The following is a 23,937-nucleotide window of genomic DNA, read 5'->3' on the forward strand; positions in this document are numbered from 1 at the left end:
GATGCTCGATCCTCAGCCTTCCGCCCTGACTTGGTGATCGGCCCCATATGTCCGCCACTTGGCGGGCGGCGGTTCGAAGCCTTGCGGGCGAACCAGCGACGGGACCTGGCGTGTGTCGAGTTCGAAATGCTGGTTGCGGCGTTCGATGCTCGGCACGGCGGAAATCAGGCGCTTCGTGTAAGAGTGTTGCGGGTTTGACAGCACCGATGCGGCGTCGCCGATCTCGACGATCTGGCCGGCATACAGCACAGCAATGCGGTGGGCGATACGCTCGACGACCGCCATGTCATGCGACACGAACAGATAGGCGAGGCCGTATTCGTGCTGCAGGTCGACCAGCAGTTCCAGCACTTTGGCCTGGACCGAGACGTCCAGCGCCGAGACCGCCTCGTCGAGCACGACGATCGACGGATTGAGCATCAGCGCGCGGGCGATGCAGAGGCGCTGGCGCTGGCCGCCGGAAAATTCGTGCGGGTAGCGCAGCAGGCTGTTTTCGGGCAGGCCGACGCGCTTCAGCAGCGCGACCATTTTCGCGCGGGTCTCGGCGTCGATCCGGCCGCCGGCGGCGATCACCGGTTCCGCGAGAATGCTGTCGATCCTCAGGCGCGGATTGAGAGACGCGTAGGGGTTCTGGAAGACCATCTGCACGGAGGGATCACTGCCGTCGACGATCGCGCCATTATTGGCGGAAAAGCTGCCGCGGGTCGGCTTCACGAGGCCAAGGATGGCGCGCGCGGTCGTCGATTTGCCTGAGCCGCTTTCGCCGACGATCGCCAGCGTCTCGCCCGGCATCAGGTCGAAGCCGACATTCTCGACCGCATGGACCGAACCCGGCGAGCGGGTAAGAATGCTGCCCGCGACCTTGAAGCGCACCGTCAGTCCGTCGACCTTCAGGGCGGGTACGATCGCCTCGGATTTTTCCCGGCTGAAATCGGAGCGGGCGGCGCGGCCGGATTCGAAATGCGGCACGGCGCTGAGGAGGTGCCGGGTATAGGGATGTTTCGGCTGATCGAGGACGTCGCCGAGCGGACCCTGTTCGACCGCTTCGCCGGCCTGCATGACCATGACCTTGTCGGCAATGCCGGCGACCAGACCGATATCGTGGGTGATGAAGATCATCCCCATGTCGGTCTCGCGCTTCAGCTCGCCGAGCAGCGCCATGATCTGCGCCTGCACCGTAACGTCGAGTGCGGTCGTGGGCTCGTCGGCGATCAGCAGGCGCGGATTGCAGGCGAGCGCCATGGCGATCATGACGCGCTGGAGCATGCCGCCCGAAAGCTGGTTCGGCGTGTATTTAAGGCGCCGCGCGGCATCGGGAATGCGGACGCGGTCGAGCGCGTCCTTTGCGGCAGCCGTCGCCTGCGTGCCGGTCAGGCCGCGATGCAGTCGGAAGGATTCCTCGATCTGGGTGCCGATGGTCAGGACAGGGTTGAGCGAGGTCATCGGTTCCTGGAAGATCATGCCGATCTCGGAACCGCGGATCTTTTCGAGCACAGGCTCTTGCGCCCCGGTGATGTCGAGGATGCTGCCGTCGGCGCGTTTCAGGGCGATCGAGCCGCCGATGATGCGGCCGCCGCCGAAATCGACAAGCCGGTTGACGGAGAGCGCGGTCACGGATTTGCCGGAGCCGCTTTCGCCGACGATCGCCAGCGTTTCGCCGGCATCGAGGTCGAAGCTGACGCCCTTGACGATCTCGTTTGCCCGGGGATCACGGCCGAAACCGACGCGCAGGCTGGATACCGAGAGAAGCGGTGTCATGGCGCGGACCTCCGCGTCTTGGGGTCGAGGATATCGCGAAGGGCGTCGCCGAGCAGGTTGAAGCCGAGGATGCTGATCATGATGGCGACCGCCGGGAAGATCAGCATCCAGGGCGCGTTTTCCATCAGGTTGCGGCTGTCGGCGAGCATGAGACCCAGCGAGGAGGCCGGCGGCTGGGTGCCGAGGCCGAGGAAGCTCAAACCGGCCTCGGTCAGCAGCGACCATGCCAGCGCCAGCGTCACCTGGACGGTCAGCGGCGCGACGAGGTTGAGGAGCAGGTGCCGGGTCAGGATATAGCGCCGGCTGGAGCCGAAGGTCCGTGCGGCGTCCACGAATTCGCGGGCCTTGATGGACAGCGCCGGACCCCGCACCACGCGGGTGAAGATCGGCGTGTAGACGATGGCGATCGCCGCGACGCTGGTCCAGGTCCCGGGGCCGACAACGGCAATGATCAGCAGGGCGAGCAGGATGGCCGGGAAGGCGAGCAGCACGTCCATGATGCGCATCACGAGCCCGTCCCAGGCCTTGCCGAACCAGGCGGCCGTGAGGCCGAGCACGGTTCCGGCAAAGGTGGCGATCGCCACCGAGCAGAAGGCGACGAGGAAGGACTGGCCGATGCCATTCATCAGGCGGCTCGCGACATCGCGTCCGAACAGGTCAGTGCCCATCCAGTATAGGGCGCTCGGCGCATGCAGGCGGTCGATGCGGAACTGCTGCAGAGGATTGTGCGGGGTGATGCCGGACATGCCGAGCAGCGCCACGACGATGTAGAGCAGGACGATGGTCCCGCCGATCCTGCCGCTGGGATGGCTGAAAATTGCACGCAGCATCGACATCAGTTGCCCTCTCCGAGCCGGATGCGGGGATCGAGCGTCACATAGAGGAGATCGACGAGCAGGTTGACCACCAGGAAGTTGAAGGCAATGAAGAGGACGCAGCCCTGCACCAGGGCGTAATCACGCTGCAGGATCGCTTCGAGGACGAGACGGCCTAGGCCGGGCAGGGCGTAGATCTGCTCGACCAGCACGGCGCCGCCGAGCAGGTAGCCGAATTCGACGCCGCTGAGCGTCACGACCGGGATCAGCGCGTTCGGCAGGGCATGGCGCCAGATAACGCTGCGTTTCGGCACGCCCTTCGAACGGGCGGTGCGGACATAGTCGTCGGAAAGCACATCGAGCATTGCGGAGCGCGAGATGCGGGTGACCGAGGCGGCGAAGGCAAAACCGAGCGTGATCGCCGGCAGGATCATCTGGCCGAGATTGCGCAAGGGGTCGGTGAACAGCGGCGTGAACTCGCCCATGGTCGGCAGGATGCCGAAACCGGCCGACAGCGCGTAGATGATCAGCAGGCCAACGACGAAATTGGGGGTCGACTGGCCGATCATCGCAAAGATCCGCACCGCTAGATCGGACATCCTTTCGTTGCGGGTGGCGGCGAACACGCCGGCCGGCAGGCCGACGAGAAGCGCCACGCACATCGACATCAGGGCGAGCTGCAGCGTCAGTGGGAAACGTTCGAGGATGATGGCGAGGGCCGGCTTGCCGTGGATGACGGAAATGCCGAGATCGCCCTGGAGGACGCCGAGGAGCCAGCTCCAGTATTGTACCAGGATCGGCTTGTCGATGCCGAAATAGGCGGCCAGCGCCGCCCTCTGGGCAGGCGTCAGAAGGCCCGCCTCGGTGCCGAGCATCGCGGTGATCGCGTCGCCCGGCACCATGCGGATTGCGAAGAACACGAGGATGGAAACCCCGAGCATCACGAGCGGAAACGTCAACAGCCGTCGCGCCAGGTAACTCATTCGTGCAACAACCTCGTATCCGTCATGCTTTCGCGATTACTTCAACGTGACCTTGCTCAGGCCGAACAGCGAACCTTCCGGTGTCGGCACGAAGCCCTGAACGTTCTTCTGCTGGGCGGTATAGCTGTAGGATGTATAGAGCCAGACCCAGGGCGAGACCTCGACAAGGTGCTTTTCGAAATCGGCGAAGATCGCCTTGCGCTTGGCCGGATCGGTCTCGACGCGGCCCTTCTGCATCAGGCTGTCGAGCGTGTCGTCGATATAGTTCGCCACCTTCTGCAGGTTGCCGGTCTTCGTCCAGTAGCGGTTATACATCGGATAGGGGTCGGCGCGGCCGCCGTTCAGCGCCACCGCCATGTCGAAATCGCCCTTCAGCCAGGTGTCCACATAGACGTTGAGCTCCATCATCTTGATGTTGAGCTTGACGCCGATCTCGGCGAGCTGCGACTGCAGGACCTGCGCTTCGGCGGCGGCCGTTGCCGGTTCGCCGTTGGCGGCGATCACGGTGGCGGAGAAGCCGCTCGCGAAGCCGGCATCGGCCATCAGCTTCTTCGCCTTGGCGATATCCTTCTTGTAGCAGAACAGCGTCGAGGCATCGCTGGTATAGCCCGGCATGGTCAGCGGGCCGGTGACCTTGCCTTCGCCGACGGAAGCCGTGTCGAGCACGTCCTGGCGGTCGACGGCGCAGGAGATCGCCTGGCGGACGGCGAGGTTGTCCATCGGTTTGCGCGACGCGTTGAGCTGCAGCACGTGATAGGCGAGAACCGGCATGCGGTTCAGTTGCAGGCTGGGCTCTTTCGGCACGAGCGTCGCGACGAGCGGATCGTTGATCAGCGCGAAATCCACCTGCTTGGTGCGGAGCGCCGCGAGGATCGCGGTCTCGTCCGGCAGGACGCTGATGTCGATGCCGTCGACCGCCACCTTGCCGCCGGCCCAGTCCTTGTTGGCGGAGAGCGTTTCCTTGGAGTTGGGCTCCCACTTGTCGAGCTTGAACGGGCCGGAGCCGAGTGCCTTGGTGCCGATCGCGCCTGCGGCGATCTCGGCAGCCGGGACGATCGCAGCGTTGATGCTTGCCATGGCGGCGAGCAGCGGCACGTCGGGCTGTGACAGCTTGAAGACGACCGTCTTGTCGTCCGGCGTCTCGATCGAGGCGATCGACAGGTAGTTGGCGCGCGCGGCGGCGGCGGTCTTTTCGTCGAGAACGCGTTCGAAGGACGCCTTGACGTCGGCGGCGGTGACCGGCTTGCCGTCCTGGAACTTTGCATTCGGGTTGAGCTTGAAGGTCAGCTGCTTGGCGTCGGGCGTGAATTCCCAGGAGGCCGCGACGGCCGGGACGATCTGCAGATCCTTGTCGAAGCGAACCAGCGGCTCATAGATCAGCTCCAGCAGGCGGATCGACGAAAACGCGGTCTGCTTGTGCGGATCAAGGCCGGTCGCATCCTGCTTCCAGGCCATTTTCAGCGAGGCGGCGGATGCCGGCGAGGCGATTGCCGTCACGCCGATGGCGACGGCCAGTGCGAGGCCGGACAGCAGTTTGGTCGAAAGATGTCTTCCCATTTTATGCTCCCTCTTTTGAGATCTCTTCGTCATCCCGGCCAGTCACATTCAAACGGCCGCGGTCCTCATTCAGCAGCTTTACGCTGTCTTCCCATCAATTGCCTTGCGGAGGAAGCCTCCGGCATCGTCGAGTGCTGCGCGCGCCGCATCGACATCCATTCCCGTCAGCGCGATCAGGATCGCCAGTTTGACGTCGTTGCCGGTGAGGTCAAGCGCGCGGCGTGCCTCCTCGGCCGTGCAGCCGGTCGCCTGCATGACTATGCGCGCGGCGCGGGCGACGAGCTTCTGGTTGCTGGCGTACACGTCGACCATCAGGTTCTGATAGGTCTTGCCGATGCGGATCATGCTGGCGGTGGTCAGCATGTTGAGCACGAGTTTCTGGGCGGTGCCGGATTTCAACCGGGTCGAGCCGGTCAGGATTTCCGGGCCGACGACCGGTGAAATGGCGATGTCTGCGATATCGGCGATGACGGCGTCGGGATTGCAGGAGAGGGCCACCGTTCTGGCGCCAAGCTCCCTGGCGTAGTTCAATGCGCCGATAACGTAAGGAGTGCGGCCGCTGACGGCGATGCCAACGACGACGTCGTCGGCGGTCAGGCCGATGTCCAGAAGGTCCTGCCGGCCCTGTTCCGGGCTGTCTTCCGCACCTTCTACGGCATGGCGTAGCGCGTAGTCGCCGCCGGCGATCAGGCCGACGACCATGCCTTCCGGAACGCTGAAGGTCGGCGGGCATTCGGAAGCGTCGAGGACGCCGAGACGGCCGCTTGTGCCGGCGCCGATATAAATCAGCCGCGCGCCCTTTTGAAAGGCGCGAACCACTTCATCGACGGCTTCGGCTATCTGCGGGATGACCTTTTCGACCGCAGTCGCGACACCCTTGTCTTCCTCGTTGATCTCGCGGAGGACGTCGACGGTCGGTAGCAGGTCGATATCCATGGAGCGGGGATTGCGGTCTTCCGAAACAAGTCTTTCCAGTTCGGATATCAGCCGTTCGTCGCTCATGACCCTGCCTTCGAGATCCGGGTCCGGTGCAGCGCTTCGCAGGATCTGCGTCATACGAGGTAGCTCCTCACCCTTCGTTGCCTTTCCCAAAGGATTAGGATCATCCATTCCACGAGTCAATCGAGTATTGGAATATATTATTCCTTGTTGCCTGGATTTATCGGGGGAGCAGGATCGAGGCTCAGGAAGCTTGTAGGGCCTTGCGGGCGAGGATGATCGCGCCCGAGACGGCATCGCCGTCGGCGGGTTTCAGGCGGCGGCGGACATCGGGTGCCAGCCAGGCCTCAAGCGGGCTCGACAGGCCCCCCAGCAGCGTCACGCGAGGGGCCCCCTGGTCGAACAGGGTACGCACCAGCGTGTCGATCTGTTCGGCGGCACTCTGGACGATACGGCGGCCGGCGGAATCGCCCTGGTCCGCATGGCGCATGACCATCGGCGCGAGCGAGGCGTAGTCGGTTGCCGACGAGCGGTCCATCCAGGCTATGGCTTCTGCGGGATCGTTCTGGAAACGCTGCATGACTTCGATCAGAAGAGCGGTCTTTTCCATCCGCCCGTCATTGGCTCGCAACGCAAACTGGATGGCTTTCAGGCCGAGATCGGCGCCGCTGCCTTCATCGGAGATCGGGAAGCCGTAGCCACCGACGCGCAGGCTGCGCCCTTCGGCGAAACCAAGTCCGATCGAACCTGTGCCGGCGATCACGATCGCGCCGTCGCGGCCCGAATGGGCACCGAGGCAGGCGCCCATGCCGTCGCTGACGAAATCGATGCTGGCGAATGGATGCGGGATCGCCATCAACGCTTCGACCGACCCCTTGCGTCCGGTGCCGGCAAGGCCGACGCCCACATGGGTGCGGGCTACCTCTTCGGGTCCGAAGCCTGCTTCGTCGAAGGCTGCGTTGAAGGCGCGAGAGATCGAAGCCCAGGCCTCCTCGATACCGAGACGTGTCGTGGCGGGGCCCGAAAGGCCTTGTCCCAGCACCACGCCGGATCCGTCCTCGATGCGGGCGCGGCAGCCGGTCCCGCCGCCGTCGACGCCCAGGAAAAAGTGCTCTGTTCCGGTCGTCATGCGCTGAGCCGCTCGATATCGGCGCCGCACTGGCGAAGCTTGCGGTCGAGTTGCTCGTAGCCGCGATCGAGATGGTAGACCCGGTTGATGATCGTTTCGCCCGATGACACGAGCCCGGCCAGTACCAACGACACGGAGGCGCGCAGATCCGTCGCCATCACCTGCGCGCCTTTCAGCGGCGCGCCGCCGCGCACCAGCGCGGTGGTGCCCTGCAGCGCCACGTTGGCGCCGAGACGCATCAGTTCCGGCACGTGCATGAAGCGGCTTTCGAAGACCGTTTCCCGGATAAGCGACGCACCTTCCGCGCAGGCGGCAAGCGCCATGAACTGTGCCTGGAGATCGGTCGGGAAGCCGGGATAGGGTTCGGTGGTGATGTCTGTCGCCCGGAGCGGCCCCTCGCGCGAAACGACGAGGCCGCGGTCGCTCGGCCAGATGCTGACGCCCATCGCCTCCAGCACCTGCACGATCGAGGCCATGTTTTCCAGGCGAGCATTGGTGAGTTCGAGCATGCCGCCGGTAATCGCGGCCGCCACGGCATAGGTTCCGGCTTCGATCCGGTCGGGGATGCCGTGATGTTTCGCCGGCTGCCAGGTCGTGGCACCTTCCACCAGGATGCGATGGGTTCCGGCGCCTTCGATGCGTGCGCCCATGGCGATCAGGCAGGCGGCGAGGTCGGCGACCTCCGGCTCGCGGGCGGCATTGAGAATCTCGGTTTCGCCTTTGGCGGCGGTGGCCGCCATCATCGCCGTCTCGGTGGCGCCGACCGAGGGAGAGGGAAGCACGATGCGTCCGCCCTTCAGGCCGCCCGGTGCCGAAGCGACGATCAGGCCGCTCTCGATATCGATATCGGCTCCGAGCGCCGCGAGCGCCTTGATATGCATGTCGACCGGACGCGCTCCGATGGCGCAGCCGCCGGGGAGCGAGACGCGCGCCTGGCCGAAACGGGCGAGCAACGGCGCCAGAACCAGCACGGTCGCGCGCATCTTGCGGACGGTGTCATAGGATGTTTCTTTCGAGACGATCGCCTTCGCATCGACGATGGTGGACTGGCCGTTGCGGGTGACCTCGGCGCCATGCAGCTCGACCACGCCGAGCATGTTTTCCACGTCGCTGACCTGCGGCAGGTTGGTAAGCTCGACCGGGTAGGGGCTCAGCAGCGTTGCCGCAATCTGCGGAAGGGCCGCGTTTTTCGCCCCGGCAATGGTGACGGCCCCCTGAAGCCGATGACCGCCGACGATCCGTAATCTGTCCATGACGAAACCTGTCGAAGAGGTGCGGTGAATCTCAAATCACTCTACGCTTTCCCGAAACTAAACCACCCGGCGTTCCTGTCAATCTTTCGGAATTTTTTATTCCTTTGGGCGGTGTTATCTGCGATAATCCATCCTGGGGTCGAGAATGGAAACGGTGTTGCAGACGGGCGTTGCGGTGCTATCCTCCGCCATCGTCCAAACCGTATCGCGAAGCTTCCGAAGGAACGCATGTCAGTCTTAAAGAAGATCAACGCGCAGCTTGAGGATATGGCACCGGCGGACCGAGAGATCGGCCAGTTCATCCTCGACAATCCGGACCAGATGCTGCGGCTTTCCTCCGCGGCCCTTGCTGCCGAAACGGGGCGCAGCCAGTCGAGCGTCGTCAAGTTCAGCCAGAAGCTCGGTTTTGCCGGTTACCAGGAACTCAAACTCGCCGTCAGCGAGGCGAAGGCTCAGGAATGGCATGCGCCGCCTGGCATGATCCACGGCTCGATCGAGGTCGGCGACAGCTACCTGACGATCCTGCAGAAGCTGATCGGCAGCAAGATGCTCTCGATGCAGCAGACGCTTGCGGTCAACAACGAACAGGAGATCGAGCGGGCGCTGACCGCACTCAACGATGCGCGACGCATCCATATGGCGGGCGTCGGGGCCTCGTCGCTGGTCGCCCGGGACTTTTCCTACAAGCTGATGAAGCTCGGCCGCAACGTGCTGCATGACAGCGACAGCCATGTGCAGATGGCCAATGTCTCGACGCTCAACAGCCAGGATGTGCTGCTGGCCCTTTCCTATTCCGGCACCAGCATCGAGACGCTGAGGATTGCCGAACTGGCGCGGCAGCGTGGTGCGACGGTGATTGCGATTACCGGTCTCAACGGCAATGCGTTGATGCAGGCGGCGGATATCCGGCTTTATACGGTCGCCGACGAGGAGCGCGTGCGGTCTTCGTCCATCACCGCACGAGACGCGCAGCTGATGCTGACGGACCTGCTGTTCATCCTGCTCGTCCAACGCCAGCCGGACGCCAACGAATATGTCCATAACAGCGAGCTTGCGGTCTCGGTACTGAAGACAAAGTGACCCGAGTTCAGGCGCTCAGGCGGTGCTTCAGCCGCATGACCTTGAAGAAACCATTCGGAAAAACCCGGCGGATACCTGCCACCTCGAAATCTCCACGGCGCTCGGCCCATTCGACGATCCGGGAGATGCGGAAGGACGAACTCCAACCCACCCGGTGGACCAGCGGTGCGACGGCTTCCTCGATCGCTCCCTGCAGGCCGCGCCCGTCGCCGAGTTTGCTCGCGACGATGATCTCGCCGCCGGGTCGCAGCACGCGGGCGCATTCGTCGAGCGCGCGTTCGGGATCCGGGATCAGGGTGATGACGAAGGGAAGGCAGACGGCATCGAACGAGTGGCCTGCAAAGTCGAGGTTGTGCGCATCCATCACATGCAGCGATTGCACATGGCCAAGCCGGTGGCGGGCGACCTTTTCGCGCGCCTTGGCGATCATGTGTTCGGAAAGATCGATGCCGGTCACACGGCAGTGTTTCTCATAGTAGGGCAAGACAAGCCCGGTGCCGACGCCGACCTCGAGGATGTCCCGGCCCGCCTCGGCGGCGAGCTTCGCAACCGTGCGGTGCCCGTCGCGCAGCAAGCCACGATAGACCCGGTCATAGACCGGCGCCCACCGTTCATACACCTTCTGCTGATGTTCGGCGCTGTTGCGGATCACTGCCAAGCTAGTCCCCCTCCGGTTTGCCCTGCTCGGACTGAAACTCAGGACGAAAACGATAGTTCCGCTTCACGACGCTTTTGCGACGGGCTTTCTAACCTCAGAGGGCACGCATTGCGTCGATGAATTCTTTCGCCTTTTGCCCGATGGAGGCGATATCGGCGCCGGGTTTGTAAAGGGAGGAGCCGATGCCGAATCCGGCCGTACCCGCCTGCGCGTAGACCGCCATGTTCTCAGGCGTGACGCCGCCGACGGCAAGCACCGGGATGTGCTTCGGCAGCACTGCCTTCCACGCCTTGATGACATGTGGCGGGATGGCTTCCGCCGGAAACGCCTTGATGCCGGTGGCGCCGGCCTCGATCGCCGCGAAGGCTTCGGTGGGGGTTGCGACACCCGGCAGGCTCACCATGTCCGCCGCGCGGCTGGCCTTGATGACCTCGACATTGGCATTCGGCGAAATGATCACCCTGGCGCCGGTCGCGGCGACGTCTGCGACTTGAGCGGGCGTCAACACGGTGCCGGCGCCGATCAGCGCCTGGTCGCCAAAGCGTTTGACGAGCTTTTCGATGCTCTTCAGCGGATCGGGGGAATTGAGCGGCACTTCGATGATCCGCCAGCCCGCCTCGACCAGCACCTCGCCGACGCTTTCAGCCTCTTCCGGCTTGATGCCGCGTAGGATGGCGACCAGATTGCATGCCTTGAGCGCCTCTTCGAAGGTCATCTCGGAACTCCCTTTATTTCTTTGCAGTAGCGTGTGCGGCGATCAGCAGGATGCCGCGTTTGGCGGCATTGTCCGGGCCGGGTTCGACCGTCAGCCCGAACAGGGGCGCGATGCGGCCGTACCGGCTGTTGAGCACGTTGTTGCCGACGATACCGATCGCATCGCCGGTCCTGAACCATCCGGCGGCCCGGGCCTGGCGGAATTCCGAGCCGATGACGAGGCCAGAGACGTAGTCCAGAATATCCTCCGGCTTCAGCTTGCCGTCCAGAATGCCGGTGCGGGCGCTGAAGATCGCCGAGAGAAAGGCGTCGGCGGAAGCCGAATCGCTTGCCGCGAATTCGGCGCCCTGATCGAAGGACTTCCAGTCCGGCTCGGCGCCGGGTTGCGGCTCCAGGGCCTTGGCGATGAACGAATGTTTGGTCAGAAGCGCAAACACCTCGCCGGTCGCATAGGTCTGGAAACCGTCGATGCGGTTGTCCCTGATCCGGGCCCATTTGCTGTGGGTGCCGGGCAGGACAAGCGTGCGGTCGCGGTCGAGGCCGTACCCGACGATCTGGGTTTCCTCGCCGCGCATCACGTCCGGAAACGGTTTCGCTGCCGGATCGCGCATGCCGGGCAGGAAAGTGATGACCGCGCCGTTCGCCAGCGTCAGCGTCTTCGTTCCCGCGGCTAGTTCGGCGACACCGCCCGGCGTATCAACGTAGGGTACTTCCACCCAGCCGTTGCGGCTGGTGATCATGCCGCTTGCCAGAACCGGCAGGGGACCATGCGCCGAGAACCATTCGCCGACGGTCCCCATCAGCGCCGCCTCGAAGGCGCCGTCCTTGACGAACTGGATGCCGCCGCTCGACGTATCCCGGGTATCGAGCGTCTCGCCTGTTTCCGAAACCAGCATGGCGCGCAACGAGCTCGTTCCCCAATCGAGGATGATCGAGGTTGGTATTGGCATGTCACATTTCTCCCGAAGCGGCTTTCGCCCCTTCGATAGCCCGTGACCCATCGCCCTGTCGAGAGGCGACCCGACGGAAACCGGCGGCGATATCGGGCGTGACGAGATTTGCCTGTCCGCCGAAGAGCTCGATCGCCGTCTTGTAACGACCGGCAATCGCGGCGTGGCCGACGATATCGATTTTCTTCGATCTGTCGGCCCCAAGCGCTTCGGAGATTTCCCCGCCGATCATCAGTCCTGCGAGATAATCGGCGATCTCTTCGGGCGCCAGCCGGTCGAACAGCACGAGACTGCGGGCCGAAAAGATACGGGCGAGGATGCGGCCGGGCAGGGTGTTCTCTTCATGGGCTGTCTGGACGCCGCGGCGAAATGCCTCCGGGTTCTCTTCATAGGTTGCGGGGATGAGGCGGGAGACGAGCGAATCCTTTTTGAGCAGATTGAGGATTTCGCCGGACATGTAGGTGGTGATGGCGGTGATGCGCCCGCCTTCCATCGTCACCCACTTGGCATGCGGCCCGGGGAGCACGAAGATGCCGTTGGTTTCCGTGAGGCCGAAGAGCGACATTTCCTCGCCGCGCATCACGTCCGGAAGCGGCTTCGTCTGGGCGATGCCGGGCAGGAAGATCAGCGGCGGCAGGCCTTCCACCTGATGGGTGATCGCCTGCGCCAGGAGGTCGGCAGGGCCAGCCGGCACGGGCGCAAACGGGCTTTCGATCCAGCCATTGCGACTGGTGACCATGCCCGAAAACAAGATCTTTTCCGCCTTGTCGATCCAGTCCCCGAGTTCTTCCCTGAGCGCGGTTTCGAAATCGCCGGCGGCGACCCTGGTGGTGCCGCGATCGCTTTTCTTTTCACCGAGTGCCGTGTCGTCGTCGAGAAGCAGTGCCCGGAAAGCGGCGGAAGTCCATTCAATGGCAATATACATTGGAAATTATTCCTATGATCAGTAGGCGGGTTTGACGGGAAACCAGTCCTTGCGCGCGGTATCGAGATAGGCGCCAGCAATGCCATCCACCCGGTATTTTTCGAGCATGTCGATATCCACCTCGACGCCGAGGCCCGGCCCTTCCGGCACCTGGAACCGACCATCCTTCAGGACCGGTGGATTGGGCGAGACATCGCCGCCGAGATAGGCGCGTTCGGTATCGATGGCGATCGACATGTTCGGCAGGGAGGCTGCGAGGTGGATATAGGCGGATTGCGACAGGGCGAGTTCGGCGCCGGAATGCAGCGTCACCGACATGCCGACTGCCTCGCAGATCGCCGCCGCCTTGATCGTCTGCCACAAGCCGCCGGCTTCGTGCGGATCGAGAAGCACGACATCGGCGGCATGGGCGCGGACGATATTCCCCACGTCGGAGAGCGTATAGGCGCTTTCGTCGAGCGCGATCGGCACGGCGGAGTTTGCGACGAGTGCTGCATGGCCGGCGAGATCGTCGAGTTCCAGCGGCTGTTCCACATAGGCGGGATCGAAGGCTTTCAGCTTTTCGAGCTGGCGCTTGGCGGTCGCGGGATTCCAGGCGCCGTTGACGTCGAGCCGCAGCGGATGGTCGCCGATCACCTTTCGGGATGTCTCGGCGAGCATGATGTCGCTCCTCTCGTCGAAGCCGATTTTTACCTTGAAGGTCGTGTAACCGAGATCGAGGAAGCGCTTCAGCCGTTCGGAGAGACCTTTGGGGTCGTTGGTGAAGAGATAGGCGGCAGCTTCCACATCCTTGCGCCAGCGACCGCCCCACATGGCATAGAGCGGCAGGCCGGCCTGTTTGCCGAGCGCGTCCCACATCGCCATTTCCATGGCGCAGATCGCCATCACCGCGGCGCGCTTGTGGTGATAAAAGCCGGCGCCGAGCACATGCCGGTGGAAACGCTCCGCATCCGCGACCGGATAGCCGAGCGCCAGCGGCGCGACGATATCGGAAAACACCGCAGGCACATTGGCGATCAGCGAGATCGTTTCACCCCAGCCGACGATCCCGGCATCCGTCTCGATCCGGCAGATCAGCCGCGTCGTGCCTATCCGCCGGCCTGAACCCCAGAGAATGTCCTCGGTAAACGGCATACGGACCAGCCAGTGATCCACTTTGGTAATGCGCAAGATATCCTCCCTTGGGCAGCCGTTTCCGGGGCCGCTTCAGTTTCACTGTTGACATGGAACTTAGTTCCAAGATAACTCTCTTGGCAAGAGCGAGGCAAAATGCTGTGCCGGTGGGTGACAAAATCACCCTGGCGCATCGACCAAAATCGATCCGGTTTTCGGTCGATGCGCCGTTTTAAAATTGAGAGCGTCCTTTGTGTGTCCGAACGGACGCACGGCGCTCTCGGGAGAGGACATGGCCAAGGTACAATTGGAAGCGATCGACAAGGATGTCGCCAACGACACGCATGGCGTGCCGGGCGTGCAGGCACTGACGCGCGGCATCCAGATCGTCGATGCGGTGGCGGCGGAAGCCCGCGGCCTGCGCTTCACCGAACTGCTCGATCAGACGCAGCTGCCGAAGGGCACGCTGCACCGTCTGCTGCAGGCGCTGGTAGACGAACGGCTGCTTGCCTTCGATACCCGCGATCAGGTCTATCGTTTGGCGCCGCGCCTCTTCCAGTGGGCGCACAAGGTCTGGGACAACTTTGACCTGCGCGGTGCCGCGGAACCGGAATTGGCGCGGCTTCGCGACCTGACCGGCGAGGCGATCCGTCTCGGCGTGCTCGATGGCGACAGCGTTCTCTATATCGACCAGCGGGAAGTGCCGCAGCCGCTGCGCCTCAACAATGGCGTCGGATCGCGCGCCGCGCCGCATGCGAGCGGCCTTGGCAAGGCGATCCTGGCGCATCTGTCGCTCGAAAAGCGTCGCGCCCTGCTCGATGGCGTCGAGCTGGAACGGCTGACCCCGAATACGATCGTCAATGCCGAAGAACTCAGCCGGCAGCTCGATCTTACCAAGGCGCGTGGCTACGCCGTCTCTATCGACGAGCAGCATATCGGCATTTCTTCCGTGGCGGCCCCGGTTCTCAATCATCGCGGCGAGCCGATCGGGGCGATCGGCATCATCGGCCCGTCTTTCCGCCTGCCTGTCGACCGGCTGCACGCTTTCGGCCGCGACGTCATCGAGGCGGCGCGCCGCACCTCCGGCAATTTTGGAGAATTCGCCATGTCGCTTGCGGTCAAGCCGCGCCCCCTTGGCCCGGACCGCGCCGATGTGCGCTGTGTCATTCCCGCAAGCACGTTCCTTGGCGAAGGCCCGCACTGGTCGCCGGAGCACAAGAAGCTCTATTTCGTCGATATCCTGGCGCCTGCCGTCCATACCGGCGATCCGTCCAAGGGCACCTATACGTCCATGCAGGTGCCGGAACTGATCGGTTTCGTCATTCCGCGTTCGCGCGGCGGTTTCGTTGCCGCCATGCATGGCGAGATCCGCGGCATCGATCTGACGACAGGCGACATTACCACCATCGCCCGGCCGGAAGCCGACCGCCCGGGCAACCGTTTCAACGACGGCAAATGCGACCGCCGCGGCAGGCTCTGGGCGGGTACTCTGGCGATCGACACGTCGCCGGACCAGGGGCGGCTGTGGCGGCTGGATCCGGATGGCCGGTCACAGGAAATGGACCGCGGCTTCCACGTCTCCAACGGCCTCGGCTGGAGCCCGGACGACCGCATCCTGTACTTCACAGATACGGCGAAGCAAACGATCTATGCATATGATTTCGATATTGAAAGTGGCGAGATCGCCAACCGTCGTCCGTTCATTGTCGTACCGGAGGCCGAAGGCAAGCCAGACGGCATGACGGTGGATGCGGAAGGTTTCGTCTGGGTCGCCCATTGGGACGGCTGGTGCGTCACCCGCTACGATCCTCAAGGGAAAGTGGAACGGGTGATCAACCTGCCGATACCGCGCCCGACAAGCTGCGTTTTCGGCGGCCCCGACATGCAGACCCTATTCGTTACGTCTGCCCGTATCCGGCTTTCGGCCGCCCAGCTTTCCGAAGCGCCGCTCTCCGGCAGCGTGTTTTCCATCGATACCGGCATCAAGGGGCAGGCAGCCCAGATGTTTGCGGGCTGAGAACTCAAGAGACATCCATGGCCAAGCTTGAACTCAAAGACATCCGCAAATCCTTCGGTTCGGCCGAAGTGCTGAAGGGCATCGACCTCACCGTCGAGGACGGCGAATTCGTCGCTTTCGTCGGCCCGTCGGGCTGCGGAAAGTCGACGCTGCTGCGGCTCATCTGCGGCCTCGATGAAATCACCTCGGGCAAGATGGCGATCGACGGCGAACTGGTGAATGACGTGCCGCCGGCCAAGCGCGGCATCGCCATGGTCTTCCAGTCCTATGCGCTTTATCCGCATATGACGGTTGCCGAAAACATGGGCTATGCGCTTCGCCTTGCCGGTACGCCGAAGCAGGAGATTGACGCGCGCGTCTCCCAGGCGGCCAGGAAACTCCGCATTGATACCTATCTCGACCGAAAGCCCCGCCAGCTCTCCGGCGGCCAACGCCAGCGCGTGGCGATCGGCCGCGCCATCGTGCGCGAACCGCGCATCTTCCTGTTCGATGAGCCGCTTTCCAACCTCGACGCCTCGTTGCGGGTGGAGATGCGCATCGAGATCGCCCGGATGAAGGACACGCTCGGCACGACGATGGTCTATGTGACCCACGACCAGATCGAGGCGATGACGCTGGCCGACAAGATCGTGGTGCTGAATTCCGGCCGCGTCGAGCAGATCGGCTCGCCGCTCGATCTCTACAACAAGCCGGTCAACCGTTTCGTCGCGGGCTTCATCGGCTCGCCGCGCATGAACTTCCTGAAGCTCGGCGCCAGAAAGGGCGAGGGCATATTCACTGTCCCGGGTGGCGAGGTACGCCTGCCGCGCAACCTGTCTTCGACGCCGGCTGAAATCGGCATCCGGCCGGAACATGTGGAACTGGTGGGCCGCGGCGCACCGGATTCGCTTGCTGGCAACGTCACCATGACCGAGCATCTCGGCAGCGACACCTATGCCTATGTGGCGCTGGAAGGGTCCGAGGAGATGGTCGTCGTCCGCCTGTCCGGCGACCGCGCCGTCAAACGAGGCGAGCCGATTGGCGTGCATGTCGATCCGGCGATGATCCATGTCTTTTCCGCCGATGGCCTTTCGCTTGCCTCCGCGCGTGCCGTTGCCCTGGAGGCCGCATGACCATCCATCCCGAACTCGTCGCAAAGGTTCAGGTCGAGACCGCGAAGTACCCGAGCCTCAAGGGCAAGGGCGTGCTGATCACCGGCGGCGGATCGGGCATCGGTGCCTCGCTGGTCGAGCATTTTTGCGCGCAGGGCTGCAGGGTCGGTTTCCTCGACTTGAATGCCAATGTTGCCGACGAAACGGCCGAAGCGATCGGCAGGAAGACCGGCAATGCTCCGTTCTATCATGCTGCGGATCTGCGTGACATCGACGCCCTGAAGGCAGGGATCGAGGCGCTCCGCTCCGAGATCGGGCCTATCCGGGTGCTCGTCAACAATGCTGGCAATGACGACCGCAAGCCGCTCGAAGACGTGACGCCGGACTATTGGGACGAACGGTTCCAGACCAACCTGCGCCACCAGTTCTTCGCGGTTCAGGCCGTGGTGCCGGACATGGCGGAAGCCGGCGGCGGGTCGATCATCAACATGGGATCGATCTCCTGGATGCGCGGTGCTGCCGGCCTGATCTTCTACACGACCGCGAAATCCGCGGTCGTGGGCATGACCAAGTCGCTCGCCCGCGAGCTCGGCGAGCGGAATATCCGCGTCAATTCCATCGCGCCCGGCTGGGTGCTCACCGAACGCCAGGTGGAGCGCGCCAAGCGCGTCTACCAGGGCAAATTTTCCGAATACCTCGAGGTCCAGTGCCTCAAGGAGCATCTGCTGCCGCCCGATATCGCCCGCATGGCGCTGTTTCTGGCGGCGGATGATTCCCGCCTCATCACGTCGCAGACGTTCATCGTCGATGGAGGCGTCGTCTAAGGGGGATCAGGCGGAGACCGGCGCTCGCCGCTTGTTCTTTTTCAAGTTGAAACAGAGTTCCATCATCATCGTTTCGGGAGGATCTGATGAATACCTTTACCAGACTGATCGGCACCGCTGCCATCGCTCTCACGCTCGGCTCGGGTGTAGCCAAGGCGGCCGATTTGAGTTTCATGAGCTTCACTTACGCGGAGGAGGCCAACAAGGCGATCGTCCAGGGCGTCCTGGACAATTTTCAGAAGGCCGAGAAGCTGACGGTCGAGCCGCTCGGCTTCGCCTGGGGCGACATGCAGAAGAACATCTTTTTGCGCGCCCGGTCGAAGACTTTGCCTGACATCGCCCAGCTTTCCGAACGCTGGCTGCCGACCTTCGCAAGCCTTGACAACCTGGTCGACCTGAACACGGTCTACGGCAAGGACAAGCTTGAAGCTGCGTTTGCGCCGGATGCGCTCGCCATGGGCAATATCAACGGCAAGCAGCTGGCGTTGCCGCTTCTGTCCGGGTCGATCGGCATGGTGGCCAACAGGGAAGTGCTGACCAAGGCCGGCATCAACGACGCGCCGAAGAGCGTCGACGACTTCAGGAAAGCTCTGGTCGCGGTGCGCGACAAGGTGCCCAACTCGGTGCCTTACTCCATGGCGACCAAGAACAACGGCTCGATCCTGATCGACTTCATGGTCTGGAACTGGGTGCATGGCGGCCGGATCATCGACGACGCCGGCAAGGTCGTCGTCGACAGCAAGCAAAGCCGCGATGCGCTCACCTTCATGGTCGGGCTGATGAAGGACCGTCTGGCGGCTCCGGAAATCGACCGCCCGGACTCTCGTCGCCTGCTGGCGCAGGGCGCTTCGGCCTTCTATCTCGACGCGCCGCAGACCCGCACCTTCCTGCGTGATTTCTCCGGCAAGGGCCAGGCCTTCGACGCCAATGTCCTGCCGATGCCGACGCCGGTGCTGAAGGCCGGCGACAAGCCTGTTTCCGTCCAGTGGGGGCATCTGCTCGTGCAGTTTGCCAGTGGCGGCAAGGCAAAGGCGGACGATCCGGCCGACAAGTTCCTGACCTACATCATTTCGGACAAGGTGCAGACGGATCTTCCGCTGAAGATGAGCGCGCTGCCGGTCACCAAGTCCGCCCGCGCGGCGGTTGCCGACGACGCTTACCTCAAGAACTGGTCGGCCGCGACGGGTGACGCCCGCCGCAACGAAGTCGGGATCTGGTCGAATGCCGCCGACCTCACCAACATCATCGGCGAGGAAGTGCAGGGGGCGCTGCTCGGCCAGAAGTCTGCCGACGACGCCATCAAGTCGATGCAGGCGCGGCTGACGACCAGCATGGAGAAGGCCAAGAAGTCGGAGTAGTGCCGCTTCTGCAGCCTCATTTGAAGGCTGCCCCTCACCCTAACCCTCTCCCCGCCCGCAGGGAGAGGGGACGTGTCCTGAGCAACGCCGAATGTGGCGGAGAGGGTACGGCATATGTCCTTCTGCCCGCATGCGGGGAGAAGGTGGTGGCAGCCGGATCAGGGGCTGCCGCCTTCATTCAACAGGAAACCACCCCATGGCCGTGATCGAAAACAACGTTGGTGCCTATCCGGTTTCGCCGCATGCGAACCGCGGAGGTTTGAAAGCAGGGCAGAACCGCATCGGGCTTCTTCTGCTGCTGCCGGCGGCGACCGGCTTTTGTGCGATCATCCTCTATCCGTTTCTTTCGGCGCTCGGCCTGTCGCTGTTCGAATATACCGTCGAGATGATGGAGCCGCGGTTCATCGGCCTTGAGAATTTCGCGAAGATTGCCGCCGACCCGGATGTCTGGGCGGCCTTCTGGACGACTGCGATCTATGTGGTGCTGTCGACGACCGGGACGCTGATCGCCGGCCTCGGCTGGGCGCTGATCATGAATCAGCCTTTCGCGGGCCGCGGCGTGCTGCGTTCGCTGTCGCTGCTGCCATGGGTTCTGCCGGCGACGGTCAGCGCCTTCATCTGGGGCTGGATCTTCAATTCCCGCTACGGTGTGCTGAATGCCTTCCTGATGGAACTGGGCCTGATCGATTATCCGCAGGCCTGGTTGTCGACGCCCGAGGGCGCCATGCTGGCCGTCGTGCTGACCAAGGTCTGGCTGTCGATCCCGCTCTTCATGTCGTTCTTCCTCGCCGGCCTGCAGAACCTCGACAAGGAGCAGATCGACGCCGCCCGCGTCGATGGCGCCGGCAACTGGGCGGTGCTGCGCGACCATATCCTGCCGCATCTTCGCCCCGTCCTGATGATCGTCGTGGTGCTCGGGGTGATCGGCAATCTGCAGCAGTTCGATACGATCTATGCGTTGACCGGCGGCGGGCCGGTGCGGGCGACGACGGTGCTTTCGGTCGAGGTCTATCGCCGCGCCTTCGAGCAGTGGGATATCGGTTTTGCGTCCGCCGTCGGCGTGCTGTGGGTCGCGGCCCTCCTGCCGCCGGCTTTCCTCTATCTGCGCATGCTGGTGAAAGGAAACTGACATGTTCGACCTTTCCTCCCGACAGGCCAAGATCGTTTTCTTCGCTGCGCTTGCGGTGATCGGCTTCTTCCTGTTCTTCCCACTCTACTGGCTGGTGATCTCGTCGCTGAAGGCGAATGCCGAGCTCTATCGAGTGGTGCCGACGCCGTTCCCGACCATGCCGAGCCTCGAGCATTTCGTCCGGGCGCTGACCACCGGCAAGCTGCCGATGTACCTGACCAACAGCCTGATCACCTCGACATGCAGCGCTTCGCTGGTGACGCTGCTGGCGCTCTATGCCGGTTTCAGCTTCGCGAAATACCGCTATTTCGGCCGGCAGCCGGTGATGCTGTTCATGCTCTCGGCGCAGATGTTTCCGTTCGGCTTGCTGCTCATCTCCATCTATCCGATGATGAGCGAGCTGAACTTGCTCGATACCCGGCCGGGACTGATCCTCAGCTATATCGTCTTTGCGCTGCCGGTCTCGACCTACATGCTCTACAGCTACTTTTCCCAGGTGCCGGACGAGCTGATCGACGCGGCGCGGGCGGATGGCGCGAGCGATCTCAGGATTTTCCACACGATCGTCATTCCGATTTCCATCCCGCCGATCGTGACCGTCTTCCTCTATTCCTTCATGTGGTCCTGGAACGACCTTCTGTATTCGATGACGCTGATCGTCTCGGACGAGAAGCGCACGATCGGGCCGGGCCTGCTCCTCACCTATCTCAACGAGGTCAATGCCGACTGGGGCGGCGCCATGGCGGCCTCACTGATCGCATCCGCGCCCATCGTCGCGGCCTTCATGTTCCTCCAACGTTATTTCATTCAGGGCGTCACCGCCGGAGCAGTCAAATGAGCAAGATTTTAGCCGGAGCCTTTCCCGTTCTTCCCACGCCTTTCCGCGACGACGGCTCGATCGACGAGGCGGATTTCCTGTCGATCATCGACTTTGCCCTGGAGAGCAGGGTGGACGGCGTCGTTTATCCGGGCGTCGCGAGCGAGGTGGACACGCTTTCCCCGGAAGAGCGCAAGCGGCAGGTGGAATTGCTGGCGGAGCGCATCGGCGGCCGCATCCCAATCATCATCGGCGCCAGCGACCCGGATCCGAAGGCGGCGGCGAAACATGTGGCGCAGGCGGCCGAGATCGGGGCAGGGGCGGCCATGGTGATGGCACCGCTTTCGCTCGGGAACGACATCGCCGCGCAGACTGCTTATTTTAAAGAGGTGGCGGCCAATGCCGGCGTACCGATCATGCTGCAGAACCAGCCGAAGCCGATCGGCGCCGGCCTGACGCCGGAAGAGGTGGCGGCGGTCGCCAATGCCGTGCCGGAAATCCGCTACGTCAAGGAAGAGACCGCGCCCTGCGGCCAGCACCTCACGCGCATTAAGGCGGCCGCCAACGGCTCGTTGGATGCGATCTTCGGCGGTGCCGGCGGACGCTATGTCACCGACGAACTGGCGCGCGGCGCCGCCGGCACGATGCCGGCCGTTGAGCTTGCCGATATCCATGCGCAGATGATCCACGCCTGGCAGAAGGGCGACGTGGCGACCACGCGAAAACTCTACAACGTCTCGCTGCCGCTCCTGAATTTCCAGGCGATCTTCCGTATGCACATGACCAAGGAAGTGCTGCGCCGGCGCGGTGTCATCCAGCACACGTTCGTGCGCGGCAAGGGGCCGAAATTCGATGAGGGCGACCTCAAGGAACTGGCGCTGCTTCTGGCGGAGGCCGATCTGCCCTATACCAATCACAAGCCGAACTGAGCCGGGACCCTATGCTAAGATCTAAGCCGAAAAACGTCGTCGATGCGATCGTCTCGGTCGAGACCTTCATCATCTCCATTCCACGAGAGGTGCCGTATCTCGGCCCGCTGAAGGAAGGTGAGGCGATCAACGCGCGCGGTTACCTGATCCGCAAGGGCAACCGCACCATCTATCCCTCGACCGACATGACGCTGCTGATCAAGGTGACCGGCGAAAGCGGCAAGACCGGCTGGGGCGAGTGTTACGGCATCGTCGCGCCCGAGGCGACCAAGGCGATCATCGACGACGTGCTCGGCCCGGTCATCATCGGCCGCGATCCGGGCGATGCCGCGGTCATCCACGAGGATCTCTACGACCTGATGCGGGTGCGCGGTTTCTTCGGCGGTTATTATCTCGATGCGCTGGCGGGCGTCGACATCGCGCTCTGGGACCTTGCCGGCAAGAACCTCGGCGTGCCGGTCTCGACGCTGCTCGGGGGGCGGCGGCACGACACGATCCGCGCCTATGTCTCCGGTCTGCCGAAGGCGACGCTGAAGGAACGCTGCGATCTTGCCGCCTATTGGGTGGGCAAGGGCTACAAGGGCATCAAGTTCGCCGCTGTGGTGTCCGAAGAGGATATCGTCAAGGAAATGGCGGCTCTGCGCGAGGCGGTCGGGCCGGATATCGACCTGATGGTCGACCTGCACTGGAAGTTCGAGGCGAGCGAGGCGATCCGCATCATCCGGCGGCTGGAGCCCTACAATCTCTATTTTGCGGAAGCGCCGGTTCAGCCGGAAAATCTCGAGGGTCAGGCAAGGGTGGCGGCGGGCATCGGCGTGCCGCTGGCGCTCGGCGAGGAATTGCGTACCACCTACGAATACCGGCCCCGTTTCGAGAAACGGGCGATGAGCATCGTGCAGCCTGAAATGGGTCATACGGGCATTACCGAATTCATCCGCATCGGCCAGATGGCGCAAGCCTTCCACATGAACATCATGCCGCATGCCTCGATCAGCGTCGGCATCTTCATGGCGGCGAGCCTTCAGGCCTCGTCGGCGCTGCAGAACGTGCCCTATCACGAATACCAGCACTCCATCTTCGACCGGAACTTGACCTATACGAAGGGCGACATGGCTTCGGGCGAGGGCACCTATGTGGTGCCGACCGGTGCCGGCCTCGGCGTCGAACCGAAAGAAGAGGTTTTCGAGTTTGCCATCCGGCGGTGATGGCGGTTGCAGAGAACTGCACGAGTCAAGATCGTTGGCGATCTGGTTGTTGGTGAGCGCGGATTGAATTTCTTCGGTCGGATCGCCATTTTAAGGCAAATCCGAAACCCGAAGGAGGAAAGCATGACGACGTCTACCGAACGAGCCGTTTTGGCTGGCGGCTGTTTCTGGGGCATGCAGGACCTGATCCGGCGTCTGCCCGGCGTGGTTTCGACCCGCGTCGGCTATAGCGGCGGCGATGTGCCGAACGCGACCTACCGCAATCACGGTACCCATGCCGAAGCGATCGAGATCGTTTTCGATCCGGCCAAGACCAGCTATCGGGATATTCTGGAATTCTTCTTCCAGATCCACGATCCGTCGACCAAGAACCGCCAGGGCAACGATATCGGCACGAGCTATCGCTCGGCGATCTATTACGAGGACGACGAACAGAAGCGCGTCGCCGAAGACACGATCGCCGATGTCAATGCATCGGGCCTGTGGCCGGGCAAGGTGGTGACGGAAGTGGAGCCGGTCGGCGATTTCTGGCAGGCGGAACCGGAGCACCAGGATTATCTGGAGCGTTATCCGAATGGCTATACCTGCCATTTCCCGCGGCCGAACTGGAAGCTGCCGAAGCGCGCCAGCATCGCTGCCGCCGAGTAATCTATCTCAGCTCATCAATTGGAGGCGCTGCCATTTGAAAATGGC

The 23,937-nt window shown here is 63.2% G+C and carries 22 protein-coding genes; 10 read left to right on the forward strand and 12 right to left on the reverse strand.

Annotation, left to right across the window (positions count from 1 at the left end; translation table 11 throughout):
- Positions 1-12: 12 nt before the first annotated feature.
- The 7 genes from J2X76_RS16620 to murA form a co-directional block, all read right to left on the reverse strand.
- A complete protein-coding gene (locus tag J2X76_RS16620; RefSeq protein ID WP_113127213.1) occupies positions 13-1,758 on the reverse strand; it encodes an ABC transporter ATP-binding protein in 1,746 nt (581 codons plus the stop codon).
- Entirely contained in the window at positions 1,755-2,594 is an 840-nt protein-coding gene (locus tag J2X76_RS16625) for an ABC transporter permease (protein WP_113127212.1), read from the reverse strand. The genes J2X76_RS16620 and J2X76_RS16625 overlap by 4 nt, the downstream gene beginning before the upstream one ends.
- A complete protein-coding gene (locus J2X76_RS16630; protein ID WP_113284649.1) occupies positions 2,594-3,556 on the reverse strand; it encodes an ABC transporter permease in 963 nt (320 codons plus the stop codon). Before J2X76_RS16630 ends, J2X76_RS16625 begins: the two co-directional genes overlap by 1 nt.
- Before the next feature lie 36 nt (positions 3,557-3,592).
- Complete coding sequence (locus J2X76_RS16635) at positions 3,593-5,113, reverse strand: ABC transporter substrate-binding protein (RefSeq protein WP_310218190.1); 1,521 nt, start codon at positions 5,111-5,113, stop codon at positions 3,593-3,595.
- A 78-nt stretch (positions 5,114-5,191) separates the two neighbouring features.
- The gene (gene murQ / locus J2X76_RS16640) at positions 5,192-6,115 is read right to left on the reverse strand and encodes an N-acetylmuramic acid 6-phosphate etherase (protein ID WP_310218873.1); all 924 of its coding nucleotides are present in this window, start codon (positions 6,113-6,115) and stop codon (positions 5,192-5,194) included.
- Between the two features lie 181 nt (positions 6,116-6,296).
- Positions 6,297-7,181: an N-acetylglucosamine kinase gene (locus J2X76_RS16645; protein WP_310218193.1), complete on the reverse strand. Its 885-nt coding sequence runs from the start codon at positions 7,179-7,181 to the stop codon at positions 6,297-6,299.
- A complete protein-coding gene (gene murA / locus J2X76_RS16650; protein WP_310218195.1) occupies positions 7,178-8,434 on the reverse strand; it encodes a UDP-N-acetylglucosamine 1-carboxyvinyltransferase in 1,257 nt (418 codons plus the stop codon). The genes J2X76_RS16645 and murA overlap by 4 nt, the downstream gene beginning before the upstream one ends.
- Before the next feature lie 228 nt (positions 8,435-8,662).
- Between murA and J2X76_RS16655 the strand changes: the two genes are divergently transcribed.
- The gene (locus tag J2X76_RS16655) at positions 8,663-9,514 is read left to right on the forward strand and encodes a MurR/RpiR family transcriptional regulator (protein ID WP_113127207.1); all 852 of its coding nucleotides are present in this window, start codon (positions 8,663-8,665) and stop codon (positions 9,512-9,514) included.
- A 7-nt stretch (positions 9,515-9,521) separates the two neighbouring features.
- Here J2X76_RS16655 and J2X76_RS16660 read toward each other — a convergent pair whose 3' ends face one another.
- The 5 genes from J2X76_RS16660 to J2X76_RS16680 form a co-directional block, all read right to left on the reverse strand.
- Positions 9,522-10,172, reverse strand: a complete 651-nt coding sequence (locus J2X76_RS16660) for a class I SAM-dependent methyltransferase (protein ID WP_310218198.1) — start codon at positions 10,170-10,172, stop codon at positions 9,522-9,524.
- Positions 10,173-10,266: 94 nt separating this feature from the next.
- The gene (locus J2X76_RS16665) at positions 10,267-10,887 is read right to left on the reverse strand and encodes a 2-dehydro-3-deoxy-6-phosphogalactonate aldolase (RefSeq protein WP_310218201.1); all 621 of its coding nucleotides are present in this window, start codon (positions 10,885-10,887) and stop codon (positions 10,267-10,269) included.
- Positions 10,888-10,900: 13 nt separating this feature from the next.
- Entirely contained in the window at positions 10,901-11,836 is a 936-nt protein-coding gene (locus tag J2X76_RS16670; RefSeq protein WP_310218204.1) for a 2-dehydro-3-deoxygalactonokinase, read from the reverse strand.
- A 1-nt stretch (position 11,837) separates the two neighbouring features.
- Positions 11,838-12,761: a 2-dehydro-3-deoxygalactonokinase gene (locus J2X76_RS16675; protein WP_310218207.1), complete on the reverse strand. Its 924-nt coding sequence runs from the start codon at positions 12,759-12,761 to the stop codon at positions 11,838-11,840.
- A gap of 18 nt (positions 12,762-12,779) precedes the next feature.
- Positions 12,780-13,931: a mandelate racemase/muconate lactonizing enzyme family protein gene (locus J2X76_RS16680; protein ID WP_310218209.1), complete on the reverse strand. Its 1,152-nt coding sequence runs from the start codon at positions 13,929-13,931 to the stop codon at positions 12,780-12,782.
- Positions 13,932-14,166: 235 nt separating this feature from the next.
- On the opposite strand from J2X76_RS16680, the gene J2X76_RS16685 reads away from it, so the two are divergent.
- From J2X76_RS16685 to msrA, 9 genes are all read left to right on the forward strand, one after another.
- Positions 14,167-15,891 carry an SMP-30/gluconolactonase/LRE family protein gene (locus J2X76_RS16685; RefSeq protein ID WP_310218211.1) on the forward strand — a complete coding sequence of 575 codons (1,725 nt, stop codon included), beginning with the start codon at positions 14,167-14,169 and terminating at the stop codon, positions 15,889-15,891.
- 17 nt (positions 15,892-15,908) lie between these two features.
- Complete coding sequence (locus J2X76_RS16690) at positions 15,909-17,003, forward strand: sn-glycerol-3-phosphate ABC transporter ATP-binding protein UgpC (protein ID WP_310218214.1); 1,095 nt, start codon at positions 15,909-15,911, stop codon at positions 17,001-17,003.
- The gene (locus J2X76_RS16695; RefSeq protein ID WP_310218216.1) at positions 17,000-17,806 is read left to right on the forward strand and encodes an SDR family oxidoreductase; all 807 of its coding nucleotides are present in this window, start codon (positions 17,000-17,002) and stop codon (positions 17,804-17,806) included. Before J2X76_RS16690 ends, J2X76_RS16695 begins: the two co-directional genes overlap by 4 nt.
- An 86-nt stretch (positions 17,807-17,892) precedes the next feature.
- On the forward strand, positions 17,893-19,164 hold the full coding sequence (locus J2X76_RS16700; protein ID WP_310218219.1) for an extracellular solute-binding protein: 1,272 nt from the start codon (positions 17,893-17,895) through the stop codon (positions 19,162-19,164).
- Between the two features lie 196 nt (positions 19,165-19,360).
- A complete protein-coding gene (locus tag J2X76_RS16705) occupies positions 19,361-20,293 on the forward strand; it encodes a carbohydrate ABC transporter permease (RefSeq protein ID WP_162732179.1) in 933 nt (310 codons plus the stop codon).
- 1 nt (position 20,294) lies between these two features.
- On the forward strand, positions 20,295-21,131 hold the full coding sequence (locus J2X76_RS16710; RefSeq protein ID WP_310218223.1) for a carbohydrate ABC transporter permease: 837 nt from the start codon (positions 20,295-20,297) through the stop codon (positions 21,129-21,131).
- Positions 21,128-22,039 carry a dihydrodipicolinate synthase family protein gene (locus J2X76_RS16715; RefSeq protein WP_310218225.1) on the forward strand — a complete coding sequence of 304 codons (912 nt, stop codon included), beginning with the start codon at positions 21,128-21,130 and terminating at the stop codon, positions 22,037-22,039. Before J2X76_RS16710 ends, J2X76_RS16715 begins: the two co-directional genes overlap by 4 nt.
- Before the next feature lie 11 nt (positions 22,040-22,050).
- The gene (locus tag J2X76_RS16720; protein ID WP_310218228.1) at positions 22,051-23,244 is read left to right on the forward strand and encodes a mandelate racemase/muconate lactonizing enzyme family protein; all 1,194 of its coding nucleotides are present in this window, start codon (positions 22,051-22,053) and stop codon (positions 23,242-23,244) included.
- A 123-nt stretch (positions 23,245-23,367) separates the two neighbouring features.
- Positions 23,368-23,892, forward strand: coding sequence for a peptide-methionine (S)-S-oxide reductase MsrA (gene msrA, locus J2X76_RS16725; protein WP_113127193.1), 525 nt, complete (start codon positions 23,368-23,370; stop codon positions 23,890-23,892).
- The last annotated feature ends 45 nt before the right edge of the window (positions 23,893-23,937 follow it).

The organism is Neorhizobium sp. 2083, from assembly GCF_031455615.1.
Taxonomy (GTDB): Bacteria; Pseudomonadota; Alphaproteobacteria; order Rhizobiales; family Rhizobiaceae; genus Neorhizobium.